Genomic DNA, 23,550 nt, shown 5'->3' on the forward strand with positions numbered 1-23,550 from the left:
CGCGCTGGACGAACGTCGGCGCAGACGGGTTCACACCATTGGCCCTGGGTGCCAGGCTTGGATCATGGACGCTCTCCTCGAACGACTGCGCACGGGTCTCCCGGCCGAGGCCCTGATCACGGACCCGGACATCACCGCCTCGTACGCCCACGACATGGCGAGCTTCTGCGAGGCGGGCAGCCCCGCGGTCGTGGTGCTGCCCCGCACGGTCGAGGAGGTCCAGCACGTCATGCGGACCGCGACCGCGCTCCGGGTCCCCGTGGTGCCCCAGGGCGCGCGGACGGGCCTGTCGGGTGCCGCCAACGCCTCCGACGGCTGCATCGTGCTGTCGCTGATCAGGATGGACCGGATCCTGGAGATCAGCCCGGTCGACCGGATCGCCGTGGTCGAACCCGGCGTCGTCAACGCGACGCTGTCCCGGGCCGTCAACGAGCACGGGCTGTACTACCCGCCGGACCCGTCGAGCTGGGAGATGTGCACCATCGGCGGCAACATCGGCACCGCGTCCGGCGGTCTGTGCTGCGTGAAGTACGGCGTCACCGCCGAATACGTCCTCGGCCTGGAGGTCGTCCTGGCCGACGGGCGGCTGCTGAACACCGGCCGCCGCACCGCGAAGGGCGTCGCGGGATACGACCTCACCCGGCTGTTCGTCGGCTCGGAAGGCAGCCTCGGCATCGTTGTCAAGGCCGTACTCGCGCTCCGCCCCCAGCCGCCGCAGCAACTGGTGCTGGCCGCCGAGTTCCCCTCCGCGGCGGCCGCCTGCGACGCGGTGTGCCGGATCATGGAGCGGGGACACACCCCGTCACTCCTCGAACTGATGGACCGTACGACCGTGCGTGCCGTCAACGCGATGGCCTCCATGGGACTCCCCGAATCGACCGAGGCGCTGCTGCTCTGTGCCTTCGACACACCCGATCCGGCCGCCGACCTCGCCGCCGTAGGAGAGCTGTGCGCCGCGGCCGGCGCCACGGAGGTCGTGCCCGCCGAGGACGTCGCCGAGTCCGAACTCCTGCTCCAGGCACGCCGGCTCGCGCTGCCGGCCCTGGAGACGGTCAAGTCCGCCACGATGATCGACGACGTCTGCGTGCCGCGCTCCAGGCTCGGGGCGATGATCGAGGGCACGGCAGCCATCGCGGAGAAGTTCGGCCTCACCATCGGTGTCTGCGCCCACGCCGGCGACGGCAACACCCACCCCGTCGTGTGCTTCGACCACACCGACGCCGACGAGTCCCGCAGGGCCCGTGAGTCCTTCGACGAGATCATGGCGCTCGGCCTCGAACTCGGCGGGACCATCACCGGAGAGCACGGCGTGGGCGTGCTCAAGAAGGAGTGGCTCGCCCGTGAACTGGGCGAGGTGGGCCTGGAGGTGCAGCGCGGGATCAAGGCGGCCTTCGACCCGCTGGGGCTGCTCAATCCGGGCAAGCTGTTCTGACGGCCCCGCACCCGGTCAGGCCTCACCGTCCGGCGTCTCGTCCTGGGACCAGGGATCGGTCAGCCACAGGTCGTCGGCCGGGAGCGGGGCGAGCAGTTCGGCGAGGGCGCCGTCCAGGCCGAGCAGGGTGCTCTCGGTGCCCGGGGGAACGACCCGCAGGGTGCGTTCCACCCAGGCGGCGACCGCGACGGACGGCACCTCCAGCAGGGCGTTGCCGTCCGGTGAGGTGAGGGCGAAACAGATGACGGCCCGGTCACCGACCTTGGTCGGCCAGATCCGTACGTCGCCGTGTCCGCAGGGCCGGAACACCCCTTCCACCAGCAGTTCCCGGGCGAACGTCCAGTGCACGGGCGATTCGGAACCGATGTGGAAGACGATGTGCACCGCGTACGGGTCGTCGGTGAGGTAGGAGAGGCGGGCGGGCACGGGGACGGACCGCTCGGGCGACAGGACCAGCTTCACTTCCAACTCGCGTTCCACGGCGTTCTGCATGAGGGTGCACGACCTTCCGATGCTCGTGGGCCGGTCCCGTGACCGGCCCGCACGGGGTGAGAGCGCCCTCCCGGACGTCTATGACGCGACTTCCCAGAAAAACTTCCCGCGACCTGGAAAGTGGTCCAAACGACAGGACCGGCCCGGGGGCGCTCGGTGGTCTGATAGATGTGGACCCTTGTATTGAGGCCTCGAAGAGATACGGGACCACGGTGATGAGCGCCCCAACCCCGGCACCCGGTGACGAACGCCCCAGCGAGGGGTACTACCCCGACCCGTCCATTCCCGGATACGTCCGGTACTGGAACGGCGCCTCCTGGGTCCCCGGCACGAGCCGGCCCGCGCCCGCGCAGAGCGGGCCGGCCCCCGCGCCGCAGTCCGCCCCGCCCGCGGACCCGGCGCCGCGGCGTCCGGCCGCCCCGGTCGAGGAGACCGGACCGATGTACTTCGACGAGGTGCCGGGGACGGCCGGGGCCGACGGGGCGCAGGGGAACGTCACCGGTGGGTCCGACGCACCCGGACGGCCCCTGCCCGCGTCCGCGTGGCAGGCGGACACCTCCCGGCAGACCGGCTTCGGCGGCGACCGGGACCGCCTCGTCTCCTGGGGCGGCCAGGACCCGCGTACGCCCGACGCCCCGGCACCCGCCGCCTCCGCGCAGCCCGCGCTGCCGGCCGGCCGGACTCCCGCCGGCCCCGCTCGGGCCGCCGCTCCCGATCCGACCCGGGGCGCGCTGCCGGGCATGCGTGACGGCGGCTCCGCCGCCGGCCGGCCGGAGGCCGGCGAGACCACCGCGGGCGGGGACGCGGCCCGTGCGCCCTCGGGCGGCGAGGCCGTCCGCGCCCCGGGCCCGCGTGAGGAGGGCCCGGTGCGCGCCGAGGGCACGATGGCGATCCGCGCGGTGCAGCCCGGCGCCACCGCGCAGCCCTCCGCCCCGGACCGGCAGCAGGCACCTCACGTACCGCAGGCACAGGCACAGGCACCGGCGGCACAGGTCCAGGCGCCGGGGCTGAGCACGCCTCTGACGCCCGGCCCCGGTGGCGGCTCTGCTTCCTGGGCGCAGCAGGCCCACCAGCTCGCCCGTCCCGAGCAGGCGGCCCGCCCGCAGCAGCCCCGGCCTCAGCCGCAGAGCCCGATGCCGCCCCAGCAGCAGGGCGTCCGCCCCGAGCAGCGTCAGCCGGTCGTGCCCTGGAAGCCGCCGGTGGACGACCCCTTCCAGCAGCTGGCGCGTGCCCAGGCATCCGCCCGGCCCGCCGGTCTGGGCAGGCGGCTGGCCGCGCGGCTCGTCGACTCCGTCGTCCTGGGGGCGCTCGTGGGAGCGGTCGCCCTTCCGCTGGTCACCCGTGCCGTGGAGCACATCGACCGGAAGATCGAGGCGGCCGAGCAGTCCGGTGAGACGGTCACGGTCTGGCTGCTGGACTCCACCACGGCCGGCCTGTTCGGCGGGGTGCTCGCCGCGTTCCTGGTGCTCGGATTCCTCCTGGAGGCCCTGCCGACCGCCAAATGGGGCCGCACGCTGGGCAAGCGTCTGTGCGGTCTGGAGGTGCGCGACATCGAGTCCCACGACGCGCCCTCCCTGGGAGCCGCCCTGCGCCGGTGGCTCGTCTACGGGGTGCTGGCCCTCGTCGTCGTCGGCGTGGTCAACGTGCTCTGGTGCCTGGTCGACCGGCCGTGGCGCCAGTGCTGGCACGACAAGGCGGCCCGCACCTTCGTCGCGGGCTGAGACCCGGCGTACGCCCGTGTGCTGACGCACCGTCCCCCGAAAGCACCTCAGCCCTTGCGGGCCCCCGCGGGCCGGGGTGCACTGCCCCCATGAGCAACGAGCCACCGCCTCCGCCGCCGGGGCAGCCGCCCGAGGACGACCCCTTCTCCAAGCGGCCGCCGCAGGGGCCTCCGCCGGGCGGTTCGCCCTACGGCGGGGAGTCGCCGCCACCTCCGCCCCCGCCGAACGACCCGTACGGCGGCGGGCCCTACGGTGGCGCCGATCCGCTGGCGGGCATGCCGCCGCTCGCGGAGCCGGGCAAGCGGATCCTGGCGCGGCTGATCGACTTCCTCATCATCTCGGTGCCGCTGTACCTGATCTCGCTGCCCTGGGGCGGGGCGGTCGACGTCTCGGACGACGACGACGACTTCGGCAACGCCGTCGGGGACGCCTACAGCGGGCACCAGCTGGTCTGGTCGCTGATCGCCCTCGTGCTGTACGTCGCCTACGACACGTACTTCACGCACAAGGACGGCCGGACGCCGGGCAAGCGGCTGCTCAAGATGCGCGTGGCGATGCTCAACGACGGATCGGTGCCGGACACCAGTTCCTCGTTGATGCGGGCCGCGGTGCTGTGGGTCCCGGCCCTGTTGTGCTGTCCGTGCCTGTGGTGGCTGATCAACATCGTGCTGATGTTCACCAGCAAGCCCTACCGGCAGACCCTGGAGGACAAGGCGGGCAGGACGGTGGTCGTCAGTACCCGCTGAGGCGTGCTGTTCAGCGGTGCAGCGAGTGCTCGCCGATGTGCTCGCGCCGCGCGGCGGCCAGCTCGATCTCCTCGACGGTGCGGTGGGTCCGGGCGGCGGCCGACGGCGCCGTGGAGCTCGGCGTCCTCTTCGCGCTCTTCGCGCGGGCGGGCAGCTGCACGGTCAGGGCGACCAGGAGGCCCAGCGCCAGTGCGGAGCCGCAGACGGCTGCGATCCCGATGCCGGATTCCGCGCCCGACAGCAGCAGCATGGCGAACGCCGAGAGGACGACGGTGACCGAACCGTAGGAGAACTGTGCGGCAGTCGGATGCGGCATGGCGGTATCCGTCCTCGGGGCGTCGTATGGGGGAGTCGCTCGGCACGTTCGCACTGTCAATCGACTCTACGACGGTGGATGCCCGGGAGGGACCGGCGGTAAGCGCGACCTGACCCACGGTACCGGTGCACGGGGGGCGCACGGAGTCACGCTGCCGACGGGCTCGGGATTCGGCGCGCCGGTCGGGCGGATCGCAGGCCCGGATGCCACGTCCGGATAGCGGAACCGGACTCCCACATAGTGCACTTGGCTTGGTCAAGTCAAGATCTGTCTTTTCTCTCATAACTCCGATCGAATGTCGTCACTTGTGACGCGTTTAATCGCGCGCGGCCCTGATTCACACCCGGCCGCGGACGCGAACGCCGGGGAGGACTGCATCAAGTGACCACTCAGAGACGAGCGCTGCGCGCCACCGCCGTGGCCGTGGCGCTGGCCGCCACCGCCGCGACGGCATCCGCCTTCGCCACCGCGCAGGCGTATGACGGGGCGTCGGCATCCGGCGCCTCCAGCGTCGACCGGCGCGACCCCGCGCCGGTCAAGGCGCACGAGCACGACCTGGAAGGCCCCTTCAGCAAGGAGCAGGACGCACAGCGTCAGGCCGCGCTGGAGCAGGTGCTGTCCGGGGACAAGAAGGTGACCGCCCGGGGCGGCTCCAAGGTCGTCCAGCTCGGCAAGAGCAAGTACGTCGAGCTCGGCCGGGAGAAGACCGACAAGATCTTCACGATCCTCGTGGAGTTCGGCGACCAGGTCGACAACACCACGATGTTCGACCCGGACGGGGCCGCCGGCCCGCTGCCGCCCGTCAAGAAGTACGGCGGCACGCCCGGCCCCCTGCACAACAAGATAGCCAAGCCGGACCCGAAGAAGGACAACAGCACCGCCTGGCAGGCCGATTACAACCAGGCCCACTTCCAGGAGCTCTACTTCGGCCAGGGCGCGGGCAAGGACTCCCTCAAGACGTACTACGAGAAGACGTCCTCCGGGCGCTACTCGGTCGACGGCGAGGTCTCCGACTGGGTCAAGGTCCCGTACAACGAGGCCCGCTACGGCTCGGACTACTGCGGCCAGACCAACTGCGCCAACGTCTGGGACACCGTCCGCGACGGCGTCAACGCCTGGGCCGCGGACCAGAAGGCCAAGGGCCGTACGCCGGCCCAGATCAAGGCCGACCTGGCGCAGTACGACCAGTGGGACCGCTACGACTTCGACGGCGACGGCAACTTCAACGAGCCGGACGGCTACATCGACCACTTCCAGCTGGTCCACGCCGGCGAGGACCAGTCCGCGGGTGGCGGAGTCCAGGGCTCCGACGCCATCTGGGCGCACCGCTGGTACGCCTACGGCACCAACGCCGGCGCGACGGGCCCCGCGAACAACAAGGCCGGCGGCGCCGAGATCGGCGACACGGGTATCTGGGTCGGTGACTACACCGCGCAGCCCGAGAACGGCGGCCTGGGCGTCTTCGCCCACGAGTACGCCCACGACCTGGGTCTCCCGGACCTGTACGACACCTCCGGCGGCGGCGAGAACTCGGTCGGCTTCTGGTCCCTCATGTCGGCGGGCTCCTGGCTCGGCACCGGCAAGGGCCAGATCGGCAACCTCCCCGGCGACATGACCGCCTGGGACAAGCTCCAGCTCGGCTGGCTCGACTACGACAAGGCCAAGGCCGCGACGGCGTCGACCCACAAGCTGGGCGTCTCGGAGTACAACACCAAGGACAAGCAGGCGCTCGTCGTCGAGCTGCCCGACAAGGAAGTCACCACCACCGTCGCGAAGCCCGCGGAGGGCTCGAAGCAGTGGTGGAGCGACATGGGCGACGACCTGTCGAACACCCTGACGCGCTCGGTCGACCTGACCGGCAAGACGTCCGCCTCGCTGGACCTGTCCGGCTGGTACGACATCGAGGCCGACTACGACTACCTCTACACCGAGGTCTCGGACAACGGCGGCTCCTCCTGGACCGCGCTCGACGGCACGGCGGACGGCATGGCCATCCCGCGTGACGCCAGCGACAAGCCGGCCCTCACCGGCGTCTCCGGCGCGGTCAAGAGGCTCTCGTACCCGCTGAACGCCTACGCGGGCAAGAAGATCGACCTGCGCTTCCGCTACCAGACGGACGGCGGCGCGGGCGGCAAGGGCTTCACCGCCGACGCCGTCACCGTCACCGCCGACGGCGCGGTGCTCTTCACGGACGGCGCCGAGGGCGACGACAACGGCTGGACCGCGAAGGGCTTCTCGCGGATCGGTGAGTCGTTCACCAACGACTACCCGCAGTACTACCTCGCCGAGAACCGCCAGTACGTCTCGTACGACAAGACCCTTGAGGTCGGCCCGTACAACTTCGGCTTCCTCAAGACCCGTCCGGACTGGGTCGAGCACTACGCGTACCAGAACGGCCTGATGGTGTGGCTCTGGGACACCTCCCAGAAGGACAACAACACCTCGGTCCACCCGGGCCAGGGTCTGATCCTTCCGGTGGACTCCCACGCCAAGCCGCTGAAGTGGACGGACGGCACGCTCCTGCGCAACAAGATCCAGCCCTTCGACGCGCCGTTCAGCTGGTACCCGAACAAGGGCTTCACGCTGCACAACGCGGACGTGGCGCTGAGGATCAAGCCGTCGCTGGGCGTCCCCGCCTTCGACGACCGCAAGGGCACCTACTGGTACAAGGAGAACCCGACGGGAAGTGTCAAGGTTTCTGACACCAACACCCGGATCTCCATCGTCGGCGAGCCGCGCGACGGCTCCACGATGACGGTCAAGGTCGGCCCCTCGGGCAAGTAGTCGACAAAACAGCAGGTCACAGCATGATCGGCCGTCGCCCTCTAGCGGGCGGCGGCCGATCGTGTTTAGGTGCGTCCTACCGGATCCTTATTGACACGAAGTCTTACGGGGGAGCGCGAAGCATGGCAGGCGGAGGTTTCTGCAGATTGCCCAACGGCACGGTGGTGGTGGCACTGGCCCTGAACAGACCGGCGGACGGAGCCGGACCGGGAGGACCCGTGCGGGTCCTCGTCCACGCGGCGAACCGGGCGCGCGCCCTGACCAGGCTGCGCAACCTCGGACTGCGCGCCGTCTATCTCCGGGGCAACTCCCACCCGCCCACCCCGGACGAGATAACGGCCGTCCTGCACCACCCGGACGGGCTGCTGTGGCGGACCGCGCCGCAGGCGGGGCAGGAGCTCTGGCACCCCATACGGGCGCTGCTCGGGCCGTCCGGATACGCCGGGCCGGCCCGCCCGGCCGCCTGAGCGCGGGCCGCTCCCGGGACGGCGGGTCCGGCCGCGCCGGATACGCCTTCCCCGGAGGGTCAGACGACCGGCTTGCCGGACAGCTCCACGCCGGCGGTCCGCATCTCGCCGAGGGCCCGTTCCGTCGTCGCCTCGGCGACGCCGGCGGTCAGGTCCAGCAGCACGTGCGTGGCGAAGCCCTCGCGGGCGGCGTCCAGGGCCGTGGCCCGCACGCAGTGGTCCGTGGCGATTCCGACGACGTCGACGGCCGTCACCGACCGGTCCCGCAGCCACTGGGCCAGCCCGGTGCCGTTCTCGTCGACGCCCTCGAAGCCGCTGTAGGCGACGGCGTAGGCACCCTTGTCGAACACGGTGTCGATGGCGCCGGAGGCGACGGCCGGGGCGAAGTTCGGGTGGAAGCCCACGCCCTCCGTACCCGCGACGCAGTGCGGCGGCCAGGAGCGCTCGAAGTCCGGGGACGCGGAGAAGTGGTCACCCGGGTCGATGTGGTGGTCACGGGTGGCCACCACGTGGCTGTACCCGGGCTGGGCCTCGCCGATCAGGTCGGTGATGGCGGCGGCGACATCGGCGCCGCCCGCCACCGCGAGGCTGCCGCCCTCGCAGAAGTCGTTCTGAACGTCAACGACGATCAAGGCGCGATGCATGACGGTTGTCCTTCGGTGGGGGTCCTGCGTTGCTGTGGACGGGGACGGTGGGGATGCCATCGAGCCTAGAGACTCGGCGCACCGTGCGGGAGGGGGCGCACACGTCGGCTCTCCCTCCCCGGCGCGCCCTGCCCGGCGGGAGCGGCCCCCGGACGGGCCCGGGGGGCTCGGGCCCGCCCGGCGGCCCGGACAGGCCTCACGCCTGCCCCGTGGGTCACTCTCGTACCCCGCCGCCTCAGACGTACTCCGTGGACAGCACGGGCTCCCCGCGTGACAGCTGCATCGCCGACATCGGCAGTCCCGCCCGCGCCGCGGTGTGCCGCTCCCGCGCCGCCTCCAGCGGCTCCCTGCCGACCACCTCGCCGCCCCTGACGAGCTCCACCAGCAGCTGCCCGTCCGCGTACTCCTCGGGCACCTCGCCCGTGCCGATCACCTCGGCCTCGGCGACGCCGTACTCGTCCAGGCGGCGTGCCGCCCACTTGCGGCCACCCCTCGACGTCTTCGCGCCCAGCGACTTCTTCGCCACCGGAAGCACCGGGTCCGCCGGATCGGCCGACCGCGCACGCGCCACCAGCTTGTAGACCATGGAACACGTGGGGTGCCCGCTGCCGGTGACCAGCTGCGTCCCCACCCCGTAGGTGTCCACCGGGGCGGCGGCCAGCGAGGCGATGGCGTACTCGTCCAGGTCGGAGGTCACCACGATCTTCGTCTCCGTGGCCCCGAGCTCGTCGAGCTGCTGCCGGACGCGGTGCGCGACGAGCAGCAGGTCGCCCGAGTCGATGCGTACGGCGCCGAGCTCCGGGCCCGCGATCTCCACCGCCGTGCGCACGGCCTCGGTCACGTCGTAGGTGTCCACCAGCAGCGAGGTGCCCCGGCCCAGCGAGTCCACCTGCGCCCGGAACGCGTCGCGCTCGCTGTCGTGCAGCAGGGTGAAGGCGTGCGCGCTCGTCCCGACGGTCGGGATGTTGTAGCGGAAGCCCGCCGCGAGGTCCGAGGTGGAGTGGAAGCCGCCGATGTACGCGGCGCGGGCCGACGCCACCGCCGACAGCTCGTGGGTGCGCCGGGCGCCCATCTCGATGAGCCGCCTGCCGCTCGCCGCGGCCGACATCCGGGACGCGGCGGCGGCGATCGCGGAGTCGTGGTTCAGGATCGACAGGATCACGGTCTCCAGCAGCACGCACTCGGCGAAGGAGCCCTCGACCCGCAGGAGCGGCGAGCCCGGGAAGTACACCTCGCCCTCCGGGTAGCCCCAGATGTCGCCGCTGAAGCGGTAGTCCGCCAGCCAGTCGACGGTCGGCCCGTCCACGATCCTCTGGTCGCGCAGGAAGGCGAGCATCTCCTCGTCGAAGTGGAAGTTCTCCACCGCGTCCAGCACGCGTCCGGTTCCCGCCACCACGCCGTAGCGCCGGCCCTCGGGGAGGCGGCGGGTGAAGGCCTCGAAGACGGAGCGCCGGTCCGCGGTGCCCGCCTTCAGCGCCGCCTGCACCATCGTGAGCTCGTACTGGTCGGTGAAGAGCGCGGTCGACGGCACACCGACCCGTCGCCCAAGGTCCGCTGAGTTCATGCCGGGGATGCTACTCCCTATTCGTCAAAGTGACGAGATGGGGGCGCCGTTTGTGCGCGGGCCCCTCCCTGGTGGCAGCATGGGGTAGGTGAGCGTTGCTGCCCCCGTAGAGATCGAACGTCCCGAATCGGCCGAGGAGACCTTCGCCGTCCCCGAGCCCGACGTCCCCTGGGTGACGCTGGTGCACAACGACCCGGTGAACCTCATGAGCTACGTGACCTACGTCTTCCAGGCGTACTTCGGCTACTCGAAGGACAAGGCGCACAAGCTGATGCTCGACGTCCACCAGAAGGGCCGCGCGGTCGTCTCCAGCGGAAGCCGCGAGGAGATGGAACGCGACGTACAGGCCATGCACGGCTACGGGCTCTGGGCCACCCTGACCCAGGACCGGAACTGACCGGTCGCCCCCTTCCCCTCCGCCCGACCCACTCATCGGAGAACTCATGGCCGGCCACTTCGAGGCCAACCCAGGCGGCGGCGCGTCCGTCGCGCTCGACGAGGTCGAGGTCGCCATCCTGCGCTCCCTCGCCGTGCAGCTGCTCGAACTGATCGGCCCGGGCGACGAGCCCGCCGAGGGCGAGGACCCCCTCGCCGCCCTCTTCGCCGAGGGGCCGAGCGAACCGCCCTCCGACCCGGCCCTCGCCCGGCTCTTCCCGGAGGCCTACGGCGACGCGGACAAGGAGCTGCGCGAGGCGTCCGCCGAGTTCCGCCGCTTCACCGAGAACGACCTGCGCACCCGCAAGCGCGACGACGCCCTCGCCGTCGTGCGGTCGCTCGACGCGCTCGCGCCCGTGGCCGACAGCGGCGCCGTACTCACCCTCACCGGCGACGAGTGCCACCACTGGCTCGGCTCGCTCAACGACCTCCGGCTCACCATCGGCACGCGGCTGGAGGTCTCGGACGAGGACGAGGGCCAGGACGGATCGCTCTACCGGCTCCCCGACGACGACCCCCGCAAGCCGATGGTGATGGCCTACCTCTGGCTCGGTGCGCTCCAGGAGACGCTCGTCGAAACCCTGATGCAGGACTGAGGCGCTTCGGGCCCGCTCCTGCCGATCCGTTCTTCCCGGTCCGTTCTTCCCGGTCCGTGCTCCGGGTCCGTTCCTCCGGGTTCACTCCTTCGGGTTCGCTCAACTGATGCTCAAATCGGAATAACGATCCCGTCACCTGAATGGCGTTCTTTGCAGCGCCTGGAAACGCTTGTCCGCTTTTTCCTGTGGTGTGCGCCACATAATGTCCGTCGGCCCTGCCGGGCGACCGTGATAAATCTTCACGACCGCCCGGGGACGCCACCCCTGTTCCCGGGGGCGCTACAAGCCGGCCGAACGCCGGCGGCACTCCATCCATATCCGGGGGGATCAGGACCTGATCCGACGCCGACGACGGCGCGGATCGGCGTGGAGAAAGGCGCACCACCATGACATCGGCGCAGGTCGACAACGGACAGGCGGACGGCCCGAAGGCCGTCGACGCCCCGGCGGGCGAGGGCTACCAGCGTGGCCTCGGAGCCCGTCAGATCCAGATGATCGCCATCGGCGGAGCCATCGGCACGGGACTCTTCCTCGGCGCGGGCAAGGCCATCGACAGGGCCGGACCCAGCCTCATCCTGGCGTACGCCATCGCGGGCCTGGTCATCTTCTTCATCATGCGCGCCCTGGGCGAACTCCTCATGTACCGCCCGGTGTCCGGCTCCTTCTCGGAGTACGCACGCGAATTCCTCGGCCCCTTCTTCGGATTCGTGACCGGATGGACGTACTGGCTCTTCTGGGTCGTCACCGGCATCACCGAAGTCACCGCCGCGGCAACGTATATGACGTACTGGTGGGATATCCCGCAGTGGCTGTCGGCGCTCGTGTTCACCTTCATTCTGTACGGCGCCAACCTGATCTCGGTGAAGCTCTTCGGCGAGCTGGAGTTCTGGTTCTCGATGGTCAAGGTCACCGCGATCCTCGGCATGATCCTCATCTGCGCCGGTGTGCTCACGATCGGCTTCTCCGACGCCGGTGACACCGCGACCGTCGCCAACCTGTGGAACGACGGCGGCTTCTTCCCCGAAGGCATCAGCGGCACGCTGATGACCCTCCAGATCGTCATGTTCGCCTTCCTCGCCGTCGAACTCGTCGGCGTCACCGCGGGTGAGTCCAAGGACCCGAAGACGGTCCTGCCGAAGGCCATCAACACCGTGCCGTGGCGCATCGCCGTCTTCTACGTCGGCGCGCTGATCATGATCCTGTCCGTGGTCCCGTGGAGCACCTTCAAGCCCGGCGTCTCCCCGTTCGTCGCCGCGTTCCAGGAGATGGGCCTCGGCATCGGCGCCGCGATCGTCAACTTCGTCGTGCTCACCGCCGCACTGTCCTCGTGCAACTCCGGCATGTACTCCACCGGCCGCATGCTGCGCGACCTCGCCCTCAACGGTCAGGGGCCGAAGGCCTTCACCAGGCTGACGAAGAACGGCCTCCCGCTGGTCGGCACCACCGCCTCCGCCGCACTCATGCTCGTCGGCGTCTGGATCAACTACCAGTGGCCCGGAGACGCGTTCACCTACGTCGTCTCCTTCGCGACCATCTCCGGCATGTGGGCCTGGATCATGATCCTCGTCTGCCAGATCCGCTACCGGGCCAAGGCCGACCGCGGCGAGCTCCCGCAGCCCACCTTCAAGGCGCCGGGCGCACCCTTCACCAGCTGGTTCGCGCTCGCGTTCATCGGCCTCGTCATCATCATGATGGCCGTCGACAAGGACGCCAGGATCTCCCTGTACTGCGCACCGCTGTGGGGCCTCATCCTGGGCGTCTCCTACCTGGTGCTCAAGTCCCGCAACCCCGACAACAAGGCCTTCGCCAAGCGCTGACCCGCGCGACGGCATCCCCGGGACACCGCCGCCCCAACGGCCACGTCCGGCATACGGGCCCTCACGTACCACTCCTCGGTACGCGGGGGCCCGTCTGCTTATCCTGACGCCATGCTGACCCTCACCCAGGCGCTCCACGACCAGATCGTCGCGCACGCCCGCGCCGACCACCCCGACGAGGCGTGCGGAGTGGTGGCGGGCCCGGCCGGGACGGGCCGCGCCGAACGCTTCGTCCCCATGCTCAACGCCGCACGCTCGCCCACGTTCTACGAGTTCGACTCCGGGGACCTGCTCAAGCTCTACCGCGAGATGGACGACCGCGACGAGGAGCCGGTGATCATCTACCACTCCCACACCGCGACCGAGGCCTACCCCTCACGCACCGACCTCACCTACGCCAACGAGCCCGGCGCCCACTACGTGCTGGTCTCCACCGCCGACACCGACGACGCGGGCCCCTTCCAGTTCCGCTCGTACCGCATCGTCGACGGCGAGATCACGGAGGAAGAGGTCCAGGTCGTGGAGGCGTACCCCACCACCGCCTGACGTCCTCGGGGCGGCGCCGCATGCGCCGCCCCGACCCTGCTGTCCGACTCGTGAACGCTCGCCATCCACCATGTGGGATCACACTCCGGATTCCCGGTGGGGAATCGATACGATGAGCCCATGGTTCCCCATGACGTGAGCGACAAGACGCCGGGCATGCTGCTCGTCGCGCGGCTGCACGTCGACCTGTGCAGGCTGTCCAGCGCGATGTGTCCCGCCGCGGCCTGCCCGTGAACCGCCGGGCCTGAGCCGCGGCCCGAGCGCCACCACGCACGCACCACCCCCGCGCGGGGGCAGTCACACGCGCGCCCCACGCCACCTCCCCGCATCCGACAGGAGCCCACGCCATGGCCATCGAGGTCCGCATCCCGACCATCCTCCGCACCTACACCGACGGCGCCAAGGCGGTCGAGGGCAGCGGGGACACCATCGCCGACCTCCTCGCCGACCTGGAGAGCCGCCACACCGGCATCCGCGAGCGCATCGTCGACGGCGACCAGCTGCGCCGCTTCGTGAACGTCTACCTCAACGACGAGGACGTCCGCTTCCTCGACGGCATCTCCACCAAGCTCACCGACGGCGACAACATCACCATTCTCCCGGCCGTCGCCGGCGGCATGCGCTGATGCGGTACGACTCCCCGCTCGCGGCCGTGGGCAACACGCCCCTCGTCCGCCTGCCGCGGCTGTCACCGTCCGACGAGGTCCGGATCTGGGCCAAGCTGGAGGACCGCAACCCCACCGGCTCCGTCAAGGACCGCCCCGCGCTCCACATGGTCGAACAGGCCGAGAAGGACGGCCGGCTGACACCCGGCTGCACGATCCTCGAACCGACCAGCGGCAACACCGGCATCTCGCTCGCCATGGCGGCCAAGCTCAAGGGCTACCGCATCGTGTGCGTCATGCCGGAGAACACCTCGCAGGAACGGCGCGACCTCCTCACCATGTGGGGCGCGGAGATCATCCCGTCGCCCGCCGCGGGAGGCTCCAACACAGCCGTACGCGTGGCCAGGGAACTCGCCGCCGAGCACCCCGACTGGGTCATGCTCTACCAGTACGGCAACCCCGACAACGCGGGCGCCCACTACGCCACCACCGGCCCGGAGATCCTCGCCGACCTCCCGTCCGTCACCCACTTCGTGGCGGGCCTCGGCACCACCGGAACCCTCATGGGCGTCGGCCGCTACCTGCGCGAGAACAAGCCCGACGTCAGCATCGTCGCCGCCGAACCCCGCTACGACGACCTCGTCTACGGCCTGCGCAACCTCGACGAGGGCTTCGTCCCCGAGCTCTACGACGCCTCCGTGCTCACCACCCGCTTCTCCGTCGGCTCCGCCGACGCCGTCACCCGCACCCGCGAGCTCCTCCAGCAGGAGGGCATCTTCGCGGGCGTCTCCACCGGCGCCGCGCTCCACGCCGCGATCGGCGTCGGCCGGAAGGCGGTCAAGGCGGGGGAGAGCGCCGACATCGTCTTCGTCGTCGCCGACGGCGGCTGGAAGTACCTCTCCACCGGCGTCTACACCGCCCCCACGACCGAGGCGGCCATCGAGACACTGCACGGCCAGCTCTGGGCGTGACACGCGCCGGACCGGAACGGGCCCGCGCGAACCAGCGGGACCCAGGACCTCAGGAGGCGTGGGGCGGGGATCACGGTCCGCCCCGCGCCTCCCGCGCGCTCACCCCAGACCGCGCACCCGGTCCCACAGCCCCGGCTCCACCTCACCGGCCTTACGGCGGAACGCCGACACCGCCACGTCCCGCAGCTCGTCCGTCTCCAGGAAGCTCCGCCGGCCCCGCGCGTCCCCCACCGCACCCGGCGGCAACGCGATCACCCCCGGACGCTCCTCATGGTGCTTACTGGTGATCTTGGCGACGACGGCCGTGCCACCCCGCACCGACAGCACCAGACACGGCCGGTCCTTCGACCCGGGCCCGTCCTCGTACGGCACGTCGGCCCACCAGATCTCCCCCGGCCGCGGCTCACCGTGCGGCCGGCCCCTCTTCCGCTCCGGAGCCCGCCCCGGCGGACGGCTCCGCCCGCCCGGACGCCGCGGACCACGCCCGCCCCGGCCCCGCGCATCGGAGACCGACGCCACGAGCGCCAGCAGGACCACGGCGGCCAGCGCCGCCCACCACCACGTGTTCATCCCCCGACCGTACCCGCGCCCCACGGCACCCGGTCTTCCATCGAACCGGTGACAGCACAGGTGAGTTCCCCCACAACGGCAGGCCATGGAGGAGCGACCGCCCGTTTCGCGCCTTAGGCTCGACGGATCGCACGAACCCTCCCCGTTCCCAGGCCTCGGAGGTTCACGCTCCATGAAGCTCACCGTCGTCGGCTGCTCCGGCTCGTTCCCCTCCACGGGTTCGGCATGCTCGAGCTACCTCGTAGAGGCCGACGGCTTCCGGCTGCTCCTCGACATGGGCAACGGTGCCCTCGGCGAGCTGCAGCGCCATGTCGGTCTCTACGACCTCGACGCCATCTTCCTCAGCCACCTCCATGCCGATCACTGCATCGACATGTGCGCGTACTTCGTCGTCCGCTACTACCGGTTCGACGGCGGCCGACCCGCCGCGATCCCCGTGTACGGACCCGAGGGCACCGAAAGGCGCCTGACCACGGCTCACGCCGACACCCCGTCCGACCACGCGATGAGCGAGGTCTTCGACTTCCACACGCTGAAGTCCGGATCCTTCGAGATCGGCCCCTTCTCCGTCCGCACGGAAAAGGTCTGCCACCCCGTCGAGACCTTCGGCATCCGAGTCGAGCACGAGGGCCGGGCCCTCACGTACTCGGGCGACACGGGCACCTGCGAGGCGCTGGCCGAACTCGCGGAGGGCGCCGACCTGTTCCTCTGCGAAGCATCGTTCATCCACGGCAAGGAGGACATCCCGGACCTCCACCTCAACGGCCGGGAAGCCGGCGAGTACGCCGCACGCGCCGGAGCGGGCCGCCTGGTCCTCACCCACATCCCGCCGTGGACGGACGCCGAACGCAATCTCTCCGACGCCCGCGAGGTGTACGACGGCCCGGTCGAGCTGGCGGTACCCGGCGCGGTGTACGAGGTCTGAGTCCCGGCCCGCGCAGGACGAAGCCCCCACCTCCCGGATCGGGCGGTGGGGGCTTCTCGGTTCCGTCTGCCAGGGCTTACGCCTTGGTGAGGTCCTCGACCTCCTCCTCGGGCTCACGGCCCGGGGTGGGGAGGTTGAACTTCGTGATGGCGAAGCGGAATACCGCGTAGTAGATCACCGCGAAGACCAGACCGATCGGGATGATCAGCCAGGGCTTGGTCGCCAGGTTCCAGTTCAGGCCGTAGTCGATCGCGCCTGCGGAGAAGGTGAAGCCGGCGTGCACGCCGAACGCCCAGGTAACCGCCATGGACACGGCGGTGAGGACTGCGTGGATCCCGTACAGCACCGGGGCGATGAACATGAACGAGAACTCGATCGGCTCGGTCACACCCGTCACGAACGAGGTGAGCGCGAGCGAGACCATCATGCCCATCACGGCCTTGCGGCGTTCGGGGCGGGCGGAGTGAGCGATGGCTATCGCGGCCGCCGGGAGGCCGAACATCATGATCGGGAAGAAGCCCGACATGAACTGTCCCGCGTGGGGGTCCCCCGCGAAGAAGCGGTTGAGGTCACCGTGGACGACCGCGCCCGCGGAGTTGGTGAAGTCGCCGATCTGGAACCAGGAGACGGTGTTCACGAACTGGTGCATGCCGACCGGGATCAGTGCGCGGTTGATCAGACCGAACAGGCCGGCGCCCACGGCACCCAGGCCGGTCATCCACTCGCCGAAGTCCGAGATGACCTCACCGATCGGCTCCCAGACCAGGCCGAAGAAGACGCCCATGAGGGTGCCGACGAAGGCCATGATGATCGGAACGAGCCGGCGGCCGTTGAAGAAGCCGAGCCAGTCCACGAGCTTCTTGCGATGGAACCTCTGCCACAGCACGGCAGCGAGGAGGCCCATGACGATGCCGCCGAGCACGCCGGGGTTGTTGTAGGTCGCGGCTATGTCCGCGCCGTCCTGGACCTTGGCCTCGGTGACCGGGAAGGCCTTCAGGACGTTGCTGTAGACCAGGAAGCCGACGAGGGCCGCGAGGGCCGTGGAACCGTCCGCCTTCTTGGCGAAGCCGATCGCGACACCGACGCAGAACAGCAGCGGCAGGTTGTCGAAGATCGCACCACCGGCGGTGGCGAACACCGCTGTGACCTTGTCCGGCAGGTTGAGCTTGTCGTGGACGTCACCCTGTCCGAGTCGCAGCAGAAGGCCTGCCGCCGGCAGAACGGCGATCGGCAGCTGCAGGCTGCGCCCGATCTTCTGCAGGCCCTGGAACACGCCGGCACCCCGCTTCTTCGCGGGTGCCGCCGGGGCGGCAGCGGTGTCCGTACTCATGAACTTCCTCCGGTAAGGCAAGGCGTCGCCGGGGACGGGGATACCGGGGAGGCGACGACTTGAGGAACGCGGCGGAGAGACAGCCGCGTGGTCTGGACCACTCAGTGGTGTAGACCAGTTTTAGCACGGTGAGGGTTGGATAAGGAACCTTCGAATACCTCCTGTTTGCGGCGTAGTTCCACCGCCACCCTGGGTGACACGGCGAAGGCCCCCGGACCGGTGGGTCCGGGGGCCTTGCGGAAGGGAAGGGGCCTCTACTACTTGGTGAGGTCCTCCTCCGTCTTCCTCTCCTCCTCCACGGGCTCCCGCCCGGGGGTCTGGAGATTGAACTTGGTGATCGCGAACCGGAAGATCACATAATAGATCACCGCGAAGCACAGCCCGATCGGGACGATCAGCCACGGTTTGGTGTCCAGGTGCCAGTTGACGACGTAGTCGATCAGTCCCGCCGAGAAGCTGAATCCGGCGTGCACGCCGAACGCCCACGTGACGCCCATCGAGACACCGGTGAGGATGGCGTGCACCCCGTACAGCAGCGGAGCGACGAAGAGGAACGAGAACTCGATCGGCTCCGTCACACCCGTCACGAACGACGTCAGTGCCACGGAGAGCATGAGCCCGGACACCTCCTTGCGCCGCTCCGGCCGCGCGGTGTGCGCGATGGCCAGGGCGGCGGCGGGCAGCCCGAACATGAAGATCGGGAAGAAGCCCGAGGTGAACTGACCCGCCGACGGGTCTCCGGCGAAGAACCGGGAGATGTCGCCCTGGACGGTCGCCCCGTCCCCGCCGGTGAACTCACCCGCCTGGAACCAGAAGAAGGTGTTCAGGAACTGGTGCATGCCGATCGGGATCAGCAGCCGGTTCGCGAACCCGAAGATCGCCGCACCCCAGGCGCCCAGATCGATCAACTGCTTGGCGAACCAGGTCAGCGCGTCACCGACCGGCTGCCAGAGCAGGCCGAACAGGGTGCCCAGGATCACGCAGAGGAACGCCATCAGGATCGGGACCAGGCGGCGGCCGTTGAAGAAGCCGAGCCAGTCGACCAGCTTGGTGCGGTGGTAGCGCTGCCAGACGACCGCGGTCAGCAGGCCGATGATGATGCCGCCGAGGACCCCCGGGTTCTGGGGCGTCCCGGCGGGCAGCGCCTTGGTCACCGAGCCGTCGACCGGGAACGCCGTCAGCACACCCCGGTAGACGAGGAACCCGACCACCGCCGCGAGCGCGGTCGAACCGTCGGCCTTCTTCGCGAAACCGATGGCCACGCCGATGCAGAACAGCAGGGGCAGGCCCAGGTCGCCGTTGAGGATCGCCCCGCCGCCGTTGAGCAGGACCTTGGAGAACTTGTCCCAGAAGGCGCCGTGCAGCGAGGAGCCGAAGAGATTGCCGAGGCTGACCAGGAGGCCGGCGGCGGGCAGGACGGCCACCGGCAGCTGCAGGCTGCGGCCCACCTTCTGCAGGCCCTGGACCGGCCCGTTCCACCACTGCCGCTGCGGTACTGCCGCCGCGCTCGAACTCATCGGCTTCCTCCCGGAACAAGCCTGGTTTGGCCGTCGTTGGAAACTGGTGTAGACCAGTTGCGATACGGTGCGGAGCCCTGCCGGAAGGCAGGGTGCCGGTGATCGTCATCATTGGGGACCGTGCGGTTACTCGCCCGCGAAGTTGGGCCAACCGTGCGTTACCGTGACGAAACGGACCCACGGTGGGCCGCCCCACGCACGCACAGACCAGGGAGAAGGACATGGCCAGCAAGGCTGAGAAGATCGTCGCCGGCCTCGGCGGTATCGAGAACATCGACGAGATCGAAGGCTGCATCACCCGCCTCCGCACCGAGGTCCACGACCCCAGCAAGGTCGACGAAGCCGCGCTCAAGGCCGCCGGAGCCCACGGCGTCGTCAAGATGGGCACCGCGATCCAGGTCGTCATCGGCACCGACGCCGACCCCATCGCCGCCGACATCGAAGACATGATGTGACCGGCTGACACCACCGGCCCACCCGAACCCACGCGCAGGCCCCGCTCCGCCCCCGACCGGCAAGGAGCGGGGCCTGCCGTGCACCCGAACAGACCCCGCGTCCCCAGCCGATAGGCTCGACGCCATGTCTCGCATCGACGGCCGCACCCCCGAACAGCTCCGCCCCGTCACCATCGAACGCGGATGGAGCAAGCACGCCGAAGGCTCCGTGCTCATCTCCTTCGGCGACACCAAGGTCTTCTGCACGGCCTCCGTCACCGAAGGCGTCCCCCGCTGGCGCAAAGGCAGCGGCGAAGGCTGGGTCACCGCCGAGTACTCCATGCTGCCCCGCTCCACCAACACCCGCGGCGACCGCGAATCCGTACGCGGCAAGATCGGCGGCCGCACCCACGAGATCAGCCGCCTCATCGGCCGCTCCCTGCGCGCGGTGATCGACTACAAGGCCCTCGGCGAGAACACCATCGTCCTCGACTGCGACGTCCTCCAGGCCGACGGCGGCACCCGCACCGCCGCCATCACCGGCGCCTACGTCGCCCTCGCCGACGCCGTCGCCTGGGCCCAGGGCAAGAAGATCATCAAGCACGGCCGCAAGCCCCTCACCGGCACCGTCGCCGCCGTCAGCGTCGGCATCGTCGACGGCACCCCCCTCCTCGACCTCTGCTACGAGGAGGACGTCCGCGCCGACACCGACATGAACGTCGTCTGCACCGGCGACGGCCGCTTCGTCGAAGTCCAGGGAACCGCCGAGGCCCAGCCCTTCGACCGCACCGAACTCGACGCCCTCCTCGACCTCGCCACCGCCGGCTGCGTCGACCTCGCCAAGCTCCAGGAAGAAGCCCTCGCCCGCACACTCGGCGAGTAAAGAAGCAACCAAAAGCGCAGCGCACAGCGTCGTAACGAGCACGGGCGCACGGGTCGAACCGTGTGCCCGTCCACGCATCCGCTCCGGGGAGGGACCGCACCATGGCCTCGCGCCGCCACCACCGCACCGCACTCGCCGTCACCGCAACCCTGCTGACCCTCACCGCCGCGGCAGGCTGCGGCGCCGTCGACAAGGCCCTCGACTGCGTACGCACCGCCGACGCCATCGCCACCAGCGTCAACAGCCTCCAACAGGCGATATCCAACGCTTCCAACGACCCCACGCAAGCCTCGGAAGCCCTGGACCAGATCGACAAGGACCTCAAGGACCTCGGCGACACCACCGACAACGCCGACCTCAGCAAGGCGGTCGACGACCTCCAGGCCGGCGTCACCAACGTCCGCGACTCCCTCGACAAGGGCGACGCCACCCCCGACATCACTCCCGTCACCGACGCGGCCACCGAGATCGGCAAGGTCTGCACCCCCTGACCGGGAACGGCCCCACCCCGGGACCGGGAGGGCCGAACCCGTCGGCAGGCGGCGATAATCGACGCATGACGCGCCTGATCCTCGCCACCCGCAACGCCGGGAAAATCACCGAACTCCACGCGATCCTCGCCGACGCGGGCCTGACCCACGACCTCGTCGGCGCGGACGCGTACCCGGACATCCCCGACGTCAAGGAAACCGGCGTCACCTTCGCCGAGAACGCACTCCTCAAGGCGCACGCCCTGGCCCAGGCCACCGGCCACCCCGCCATCGCCGACGACTCGGGCCTCTGCGTCGACGTGCTCGGCGGCGCACCCGGCATCTTCTCCGCCCGCTGGTCCGGCACCCACGGCGACGACCGGGCCAACCTGGACCTGCTCCTGGCCCAGCTCGGCGACATCGACGCCCCCCACCGCGGCGCCTACTTCGCCTGCGCCGCCGCCCTGGCCCTGCCCGACGGCACGGAACGGGTGGTCGAGGGCCGCCTCAACGGCACCCTGCGCCACACCCCGGCCGGCACGCACGGCTTCGGCTACGACCCGATCCTCCAGCCGGACGACGAGACCCGCACGTGCGCGGAACTCACGCCGGCGGAGAAGAACGCGATCAGCCACCGGGGGAAGGCGTTCCGGGCGCTGGTGCCGGTGGTGCGGGAGCTGGTGGGGTAAGTCTCCGGACGCACAAACGGCCTGCGCATCGATCCTTCGATGCGCAGGCCGTTCAGAGTGCGGCGGAAGGGATTCGAACCCTCAAGCCGTTTCACGGGCCACAGATCCTAAGTCTGCTGTGTCACCGATGCACCACCGCCGCTAGCCGTCCGCCATGATACCGGCCTGTCGGCTCGGGTGGTGTGTGAGTCTCGAGGGTGCCCTGTTCGGTGCGCGCCTCCTCGGCACCACGTGCTGGTGATGGCGTGACAGTTCGGGCAGAGGAGACGCAGATTCTCGGCTCGGTCATCCCTCCAGTCACCGTTGATGTGGTCGATCTCCAGGGTGATCGGATTCCCGCGCCAGAGCGGTCCGGTTCCGCATCCACCGCACCGCTCGGGTACGCCGACCTCGGAGAGGGCGCGGCGCAGAAGCGCGGTCTTGGTGCGGCGCTCACCGCGGTGCCTCACCAGTAGATCCCTCGGGTGCCGGGCAGGCGTCGGAGAGGACTTGCCGCGCTGGTGTGCCTGCCCCAGGAAGTGCGAGGTTGACACGCCTTCTTCCGCCATCCACCGGTGCAGCAGATTCCGTTGATGTCCGTTGTCCCGACGGCCAAGCACGCGCAGCAGTTCCGCCAGTGATCGAGAGTTCGCCACTGCCTCACGCAACTCTTCCCGGGATGGGCGGGACGCGACTGTGTCGGAGCCTGTGCGGCGAAAGTGGGAGACATCGATCCCGAAGTGGGCGAACCGTCGTAACAAGTATCGGCCAAGCTGCCCGTGGGGACGAGCGCCGAAGAAGGTCATGACCTCGTCGATGTTCGAGCAGCGCTCTGCGGCATCGGTCAGCCGGTCACGGGGGTACTGGCGCCTCGGGCTCACAGGTCGCTCCGTGCGCGGCGGCCTTTGGCGCGGCCGCGGTATGTGTCGGTCGCCGAATGGCAGTTGGGACAGAGCAGACGAAGATTCTCCAGGCGGTTGTCGCGCCAGTTCCCGTTGATGTGGTCCACTTCGAGCGGGAGCGGGCGCCCTTGCCAGACCGGTTCTGTCTCGCAGAGGGCGCAGAGTTCTGCGACACCCAGTGCTGACATGGCGGATTTGAGGCGGGCGCCCGGAACTCGGCGAGCAGTGGGAGAAGCGTCCTCCGACAGCCACTCCCGGGGCGTGCGGCGCCGCTGCTTCATCCCTGCTCTGGTCAACGGGGTGAAATGCGAGGTACTGATGCCGTATGCCTTGATGCGGCGGCTGATGTTGGTGTGGTGGCCTCCCACCGCTTCGAGTCCGAGGTGATGAAGCACCTCGTACACGCTCGTCGACGCGGCCACCACAGGCTCCAGGACTTCCTTGGTCCATCGAGCACCCTCGCGCTCGAAGTGCCCGGTGGCGACACCCAACTTCTTCATGCGCTCCTGCACGTACCGCCGCGACCCGCTTTTCGGGTCGGCTCCGAGCTTGGTCAGTGCCTCCGAGAGCGTGCGCGACGACGTGGCCGCCTCTGCGAGGCGTTCGCGCGTGTACGGGCTTACTGGCATGTCCCCCTCCGCATCCGGCCACGCGTTCGCGGCCTCGTACGGATCAACGAACCGTTTATCGGATGGTCACGTCCGGAATGCGGCGA

25 protein-coding genes and 1 tRNA gene are annotated in these 23,550 nt (G+C 69.9%); 17 read left to right on the forward strand and 9 right to left on the reverse strand.

Annotated features, from left to right (window positions below):
• Positions 1-64: 64 nt before the first annotated feature.
• Positions 65-1,432, forward strand: coding sequence for an FAD-binding oxidoreductase (locus tag ACFYY2_RS20000; protein WP_388744583.1), 1,368 nt, complete (start codon positions 65-67; stop codon positions 1,430-1,432).
• Between the two features lie 15 nt (positions 1,433-1,447).
• Here the strand turns inward: ACFYY2_RS20000 and ACFYY2_RS20005 are convergent, their stop codons facing one another.
• Positions 1,448-1,924: an SsgA family sporulation/cell division regulator gene (locus tag ACFYY2_RS20005; protein WP_388744586.1), complete on the reverse strand. Its 477-nt coding sequence runs from the start codon at positions 1,922-1,924 to the stop codon at positions 1,448-1,450.
• A 215-nt stretch (positions 1,925-2,139) separates the two neighbouring features.
• Between ACFYY2_RS20005 and ACFYY2_RS20010 the strand changes: the two genes are divergently transcribed.
• Positions 2,140-3,645 carry an RDD family protein gene (locus tag ACFYY2_RS20010; protein ID WP_388744589.1) on the forward strand — a complete coding sequence of 502 codons (1,506 nt, stop codon included), beginning with the start codon at positions 2,140-2,142 and terminating at the stop codon, positions 3,643-3,645.
• A gap of 89 nt (positions 3,646-3,734) precedes the next feature.
• Positions 3,735-4,391 carry an RDD family protein gene (locus ACFYY2_RS20015; protein ID WP_388744592.1) on the forward strand — a complete coding sequence of 219 codons (657 nt, stop codon included), beginning with the start codon at positions 3,735-3,737 and terminating at the stop codon, positions 4,389-4,391.
• A 10-nt stretch (positions 4,392-4,401) separates the two neighbouring features.
• Here ACFYY2_RS20015 and ACFYY2_RS20020 read toward each other — a convergent pair whose 3' ends face one another.
• A complete protein-coding gene (locus tag ACFYY2_RS20020) occupies positions 4,402-4,707 on the reverse strand; it encodes a hypothetical protein (protein WP_388744594.1) in 306 nt (101 codons plus the stop codon).
• Positions 4,708-5,088: 381 nt separating this feature from the next.
• On the opposite strand from ACFYY2_RS20020, the gene ACFYY2_RS20025 reads away from it, so the two are divergent.
• On the forward strand, positions 5,089-7,491 hold the full coding sequence (locus ACFYY2_RS20025) for an immune inhibitor A domain-containing protein (protein WP_388744597.1): 2,403 nt from the start codon (positions 5,089-5,091) through the stop codon (positions 7,489-7,491).
• A gap of 122 nt (positions 7,492-7,613) precedes the next feature.
• Positions 7,614-7,958 (forward strand): hypothetical protein, encoded by a 345-nt coding sequence (locus ACFYY2_RS20030; protein WP_388744600.1) that lies wholly within the window; start codon positions 7,614-7,616, stop codon positions 7,956-7,958.
• A 59-nt stretch (positions 7,959-8,017) separates the two neighbouring features.
• Here ACFYY2_RS20030 and ACFYY2_RS20035 read toward each other — a convergent pair whose 3' ends face one another.
• Both ACFYY2_RS20035 and ACFYY2_RS20040 read right to left on the reverse strand, forming a co-directional pair.
• A complete protein-coding gene (locus tag ACFYY2_RS20035; RefSeq protein WP_388744603.1) occupies positions 8,018-8,602 on the reverse strand; it encodes an isochorismatase family protein in 585 nt (194 codons plus the stop codon).
• Between the two features lie 235 nt (positions 8,603-8,837).
• Positions 8,838-10,166 carry a nicotinate phosphoribosyltransferase gene (locus tag ACFYY2_RS20040; RefSeq protein WP_388744605.1) on the reverse strand — a complete coding sequence of 443 codons (1,329 nt, stop codon included), beginning with the start codon at positions 10,164-10,166 and terminating at the stop codon, positions 8,838-8,840.
• Between the two features lie 88 nt (positions 10,167-10,254).
• Between ACFYY2_RS20040 and clpS the strand changes: the two genes are divergently transcribed.
• The 7 genes from clpS (at position 10,255) to ACFYY2_RS20075 (ending at position 15,136) form a co-directional block, all read left to right on the forward strand.
• Entirely contained in the window at positions 10,255-10,563 is a 309-nt protein-coding gene (gene clpS / locus ACFYY2_RS20045) for an ATP-dependent Clp protease adapter ClpS (RefSeq protein WP_031100168.1), read from the forward strand.
• Between the two features lie 46 nt (positions 10,564-10,609).
• On the forward strand, positions 10,610-11,197 hold the full coding sequence (locus ACFYY2_RS20050; RefSeq protein ID WP_388744608.1) for a DUF2017 domain-containing protein: 588 nt from the start codon (positions 10,610-10,612) through the stop codon (positions 11,195-11,197).
• A 386-nt stretch (positions 11,198-11,583) separates the two neighbouring features.
• A complete protein-coding gene (locus tag ACFYY2_RS20055; RefSeq protein WP_388744611.1) occupies positions 11,584-13,014 on the forward strand; it encodes an amino acid permease in 1,431 nt (476 codons plus the stop codon).
• Between the two features lie 111 nt (positions 13,015-13,125).
• Entirely contained in the window at positions 13,126-13,560 is a 435-nt protein-coding gene (locus tag ACFYY2_RS20060) for a Mov34/MPN/PAD-1 family protein (RefSeq protein WP_388744614.1), read from the forward strand.
• A gap of 120 nt (positions 13,561-13,680) precedes the next feature.
• Positions 13,681-13,794 (forward strand): putative leader peptide, encoded by a 114-nt coding sequence (locus ACFYY2_RS20065; RefSeq protein WP_015577357.1) that lies wholly within the window; start codon positions 13,681-13,683, stop codon positions 13,792-13,794.
• Positions 13,795-13,907: 113 nt separating this feature from the next.
• Entirely contained in the window at positions 13,908-14,186 is a 279-nt protein-coding gene (locus tag ACFYY2_RS20070; protein WP_329037736.1) for a MoaD family protein, read from the forward strand.
• The gene (locus ACFYY2_RS20075) at positions 14,186-15,136 is read left to right on the forward strand and encodes a PLP-dependent cysteine synthase family protein (RefSeq protein WP_388744618.1); all 951 of its coding nucleotides are present in this window, start codon (positions 14,186-14,188) and stop codon (positions 15,134-15,136) included. The genes ACFYY2_RS20070 and ACFYY2_RS20075 overlap by 1 nt, the downstream gene beginning before the upstream one ends.
• 99 nt (positions 15,137-15,235) lie before the next feature.
• Here ACFYY2_RS20075 and ACFYY2_RS20080 read toward each other — a convergent pair whose 3' ends face one another.
• Positions 15,236-15,706: a type II toxin-antitoxin system PemK/MazF family toxin gene (locus tag ACFYY2_RS20080; protein ID WP_388744621.1), complete on the reverse strand. Its 471-nt coding sequence runs from the start codon at positions 15,704-15,706 to the stop codon at positions 15,236-15,238.
• A 172-nt stretch (positions 15,707-15,878) separates the two neighbouring features.
• Between ACFYY2_RS20080 and ACFYY2_RS20085 the strand changes: the two genes are divergently transcribed.
• Positions 15,879-16,631 carry an MBL fold metallo-hydrolase gene (locus tag ACFYY2_RS20085; RefSeq protein ID WP_388744624.1) on the forward strand — a complete coding sequence of 251 codons (753 nt, stop codon included), beginning with the start codon at positions 15,879-15,881 and terminating at the stop codon, positions 16,629-16,631.
• A 76-nt stretch (positions 16,632-16,707) separates the two neighbouring features.
• Here ACFYY2_RS20085 and ACFYY2_RS20090 read toward each other — a convergent pair whose 3' ends face one another.
• Entirely contained in the window at positions 16,708-17,961 is a 1,254-nt protein-coding gene (locus ACFYY2_RS20090; RefSeq protein WP_388744627.1) for a PTS transporter subunit EIIC, read from the reverse strand.
• Between the two features lie 257 nt (positions 17,962-18,218).
• Positions 18,219-19,478, reverse strand: coding sequence for a PTS transporter subunit EIIC (locus tag ACFYY2_RS20095; protein ID WP_388744630.1), 1,260 nt, complete (start codon positions 19,476-19,478; stop codon positions 18,219-18,221).
• 182 nt (positions 19,479-19,660) lie between these two features.
• On the opposite strand from ACFYY2_RS20095, the gene ACFYY2_RS20100 reads away from it, so the two are divergent.
• The 4 genes from ACFYY2_RS20100 (at position 19,661) to rdgB (ending at position 21,954) form a co-directional block, all read left to right on the forward strand.
• Positions 19,661-19,933: a glucose PTS transporter subunit EIIB gene (locus ACFYY2_RS20100; RefSeq protein WP_078597797.1), complete on the forward strand. Its 273-nt coding sequence runs from the start codon at positions 19,661-19,663 to the stop codon at positions 19,931-19,933.
• Positions 19,934-20,057: 124 nt separating this feature from the next.
• Positions 20,058-20,795, forward strand: coding sequence for a ribonuclease PH (gene rph / locus ACFYY2_RS20105; RefSeq protein ID WP_388744633.1), 738 nt, complete (start codon positions 20,058-20,060; stop codon positions 20,793-20,795).
• A 101-nt stretch (positions 20,796-20,896) separates the two neighbouring features.
• Positions 20,897-21,286, forward strand: coding sequence for a hypothetical protein (locus tag ACFYY2_RS20110; RefSeq protein ID WP_388744636.1), 390 nt, complete (start codon positions 20,897-20,899; stop codon positions 21,284-21,286).
• Between the two features lie 65 nt (positions 21,287-21,351).
• Positions 21,352-21,954, forward strand: coding sequence for an RdgB/HAM1 family non-canonical purine NTP pyrophosphatase (gene rdgB, locus ACFYY2_RS20115; RefSeq protein ID WP_388744639.1), 603 nt, complete (start codon positions 21,352-21,354; stop codon positions 21,952-21,954).
• A 58-nt stretch (positions 21,955-22,012) separates the two neighbouring features.
• Here the strand turns inward: rdgB and ACFYY2_RS20120 are convergent.
• Positions 22,013-22,096, reverse strand: a tRNA-Leu gene (locus ACFYY2_RS20120).
• A gap of 714 nt (positions 22,097-22,810) precedes the next feature.
• A complete protein-coding gene (locus tag ACFYY2_RS20125) occupies positions 22,811-23,464 on the reverse strand; it encodes an HNH endonuclease (RefSeq protein ID WP_388744641.1) in 654 nt (217 codons plus the stop codon).
• Between the last annotated feature and the right edge of the window lie 86 nt (positions 23,465-23,550).

Source organism: Streptomyces sp. NPDC001822 (genome assembly GCF_042892135.1).
GTDB lineage: Bacteria > Actinomycetota > Actinomycetes > Streptomycetales > Streptomycetaceae > Streptomyces.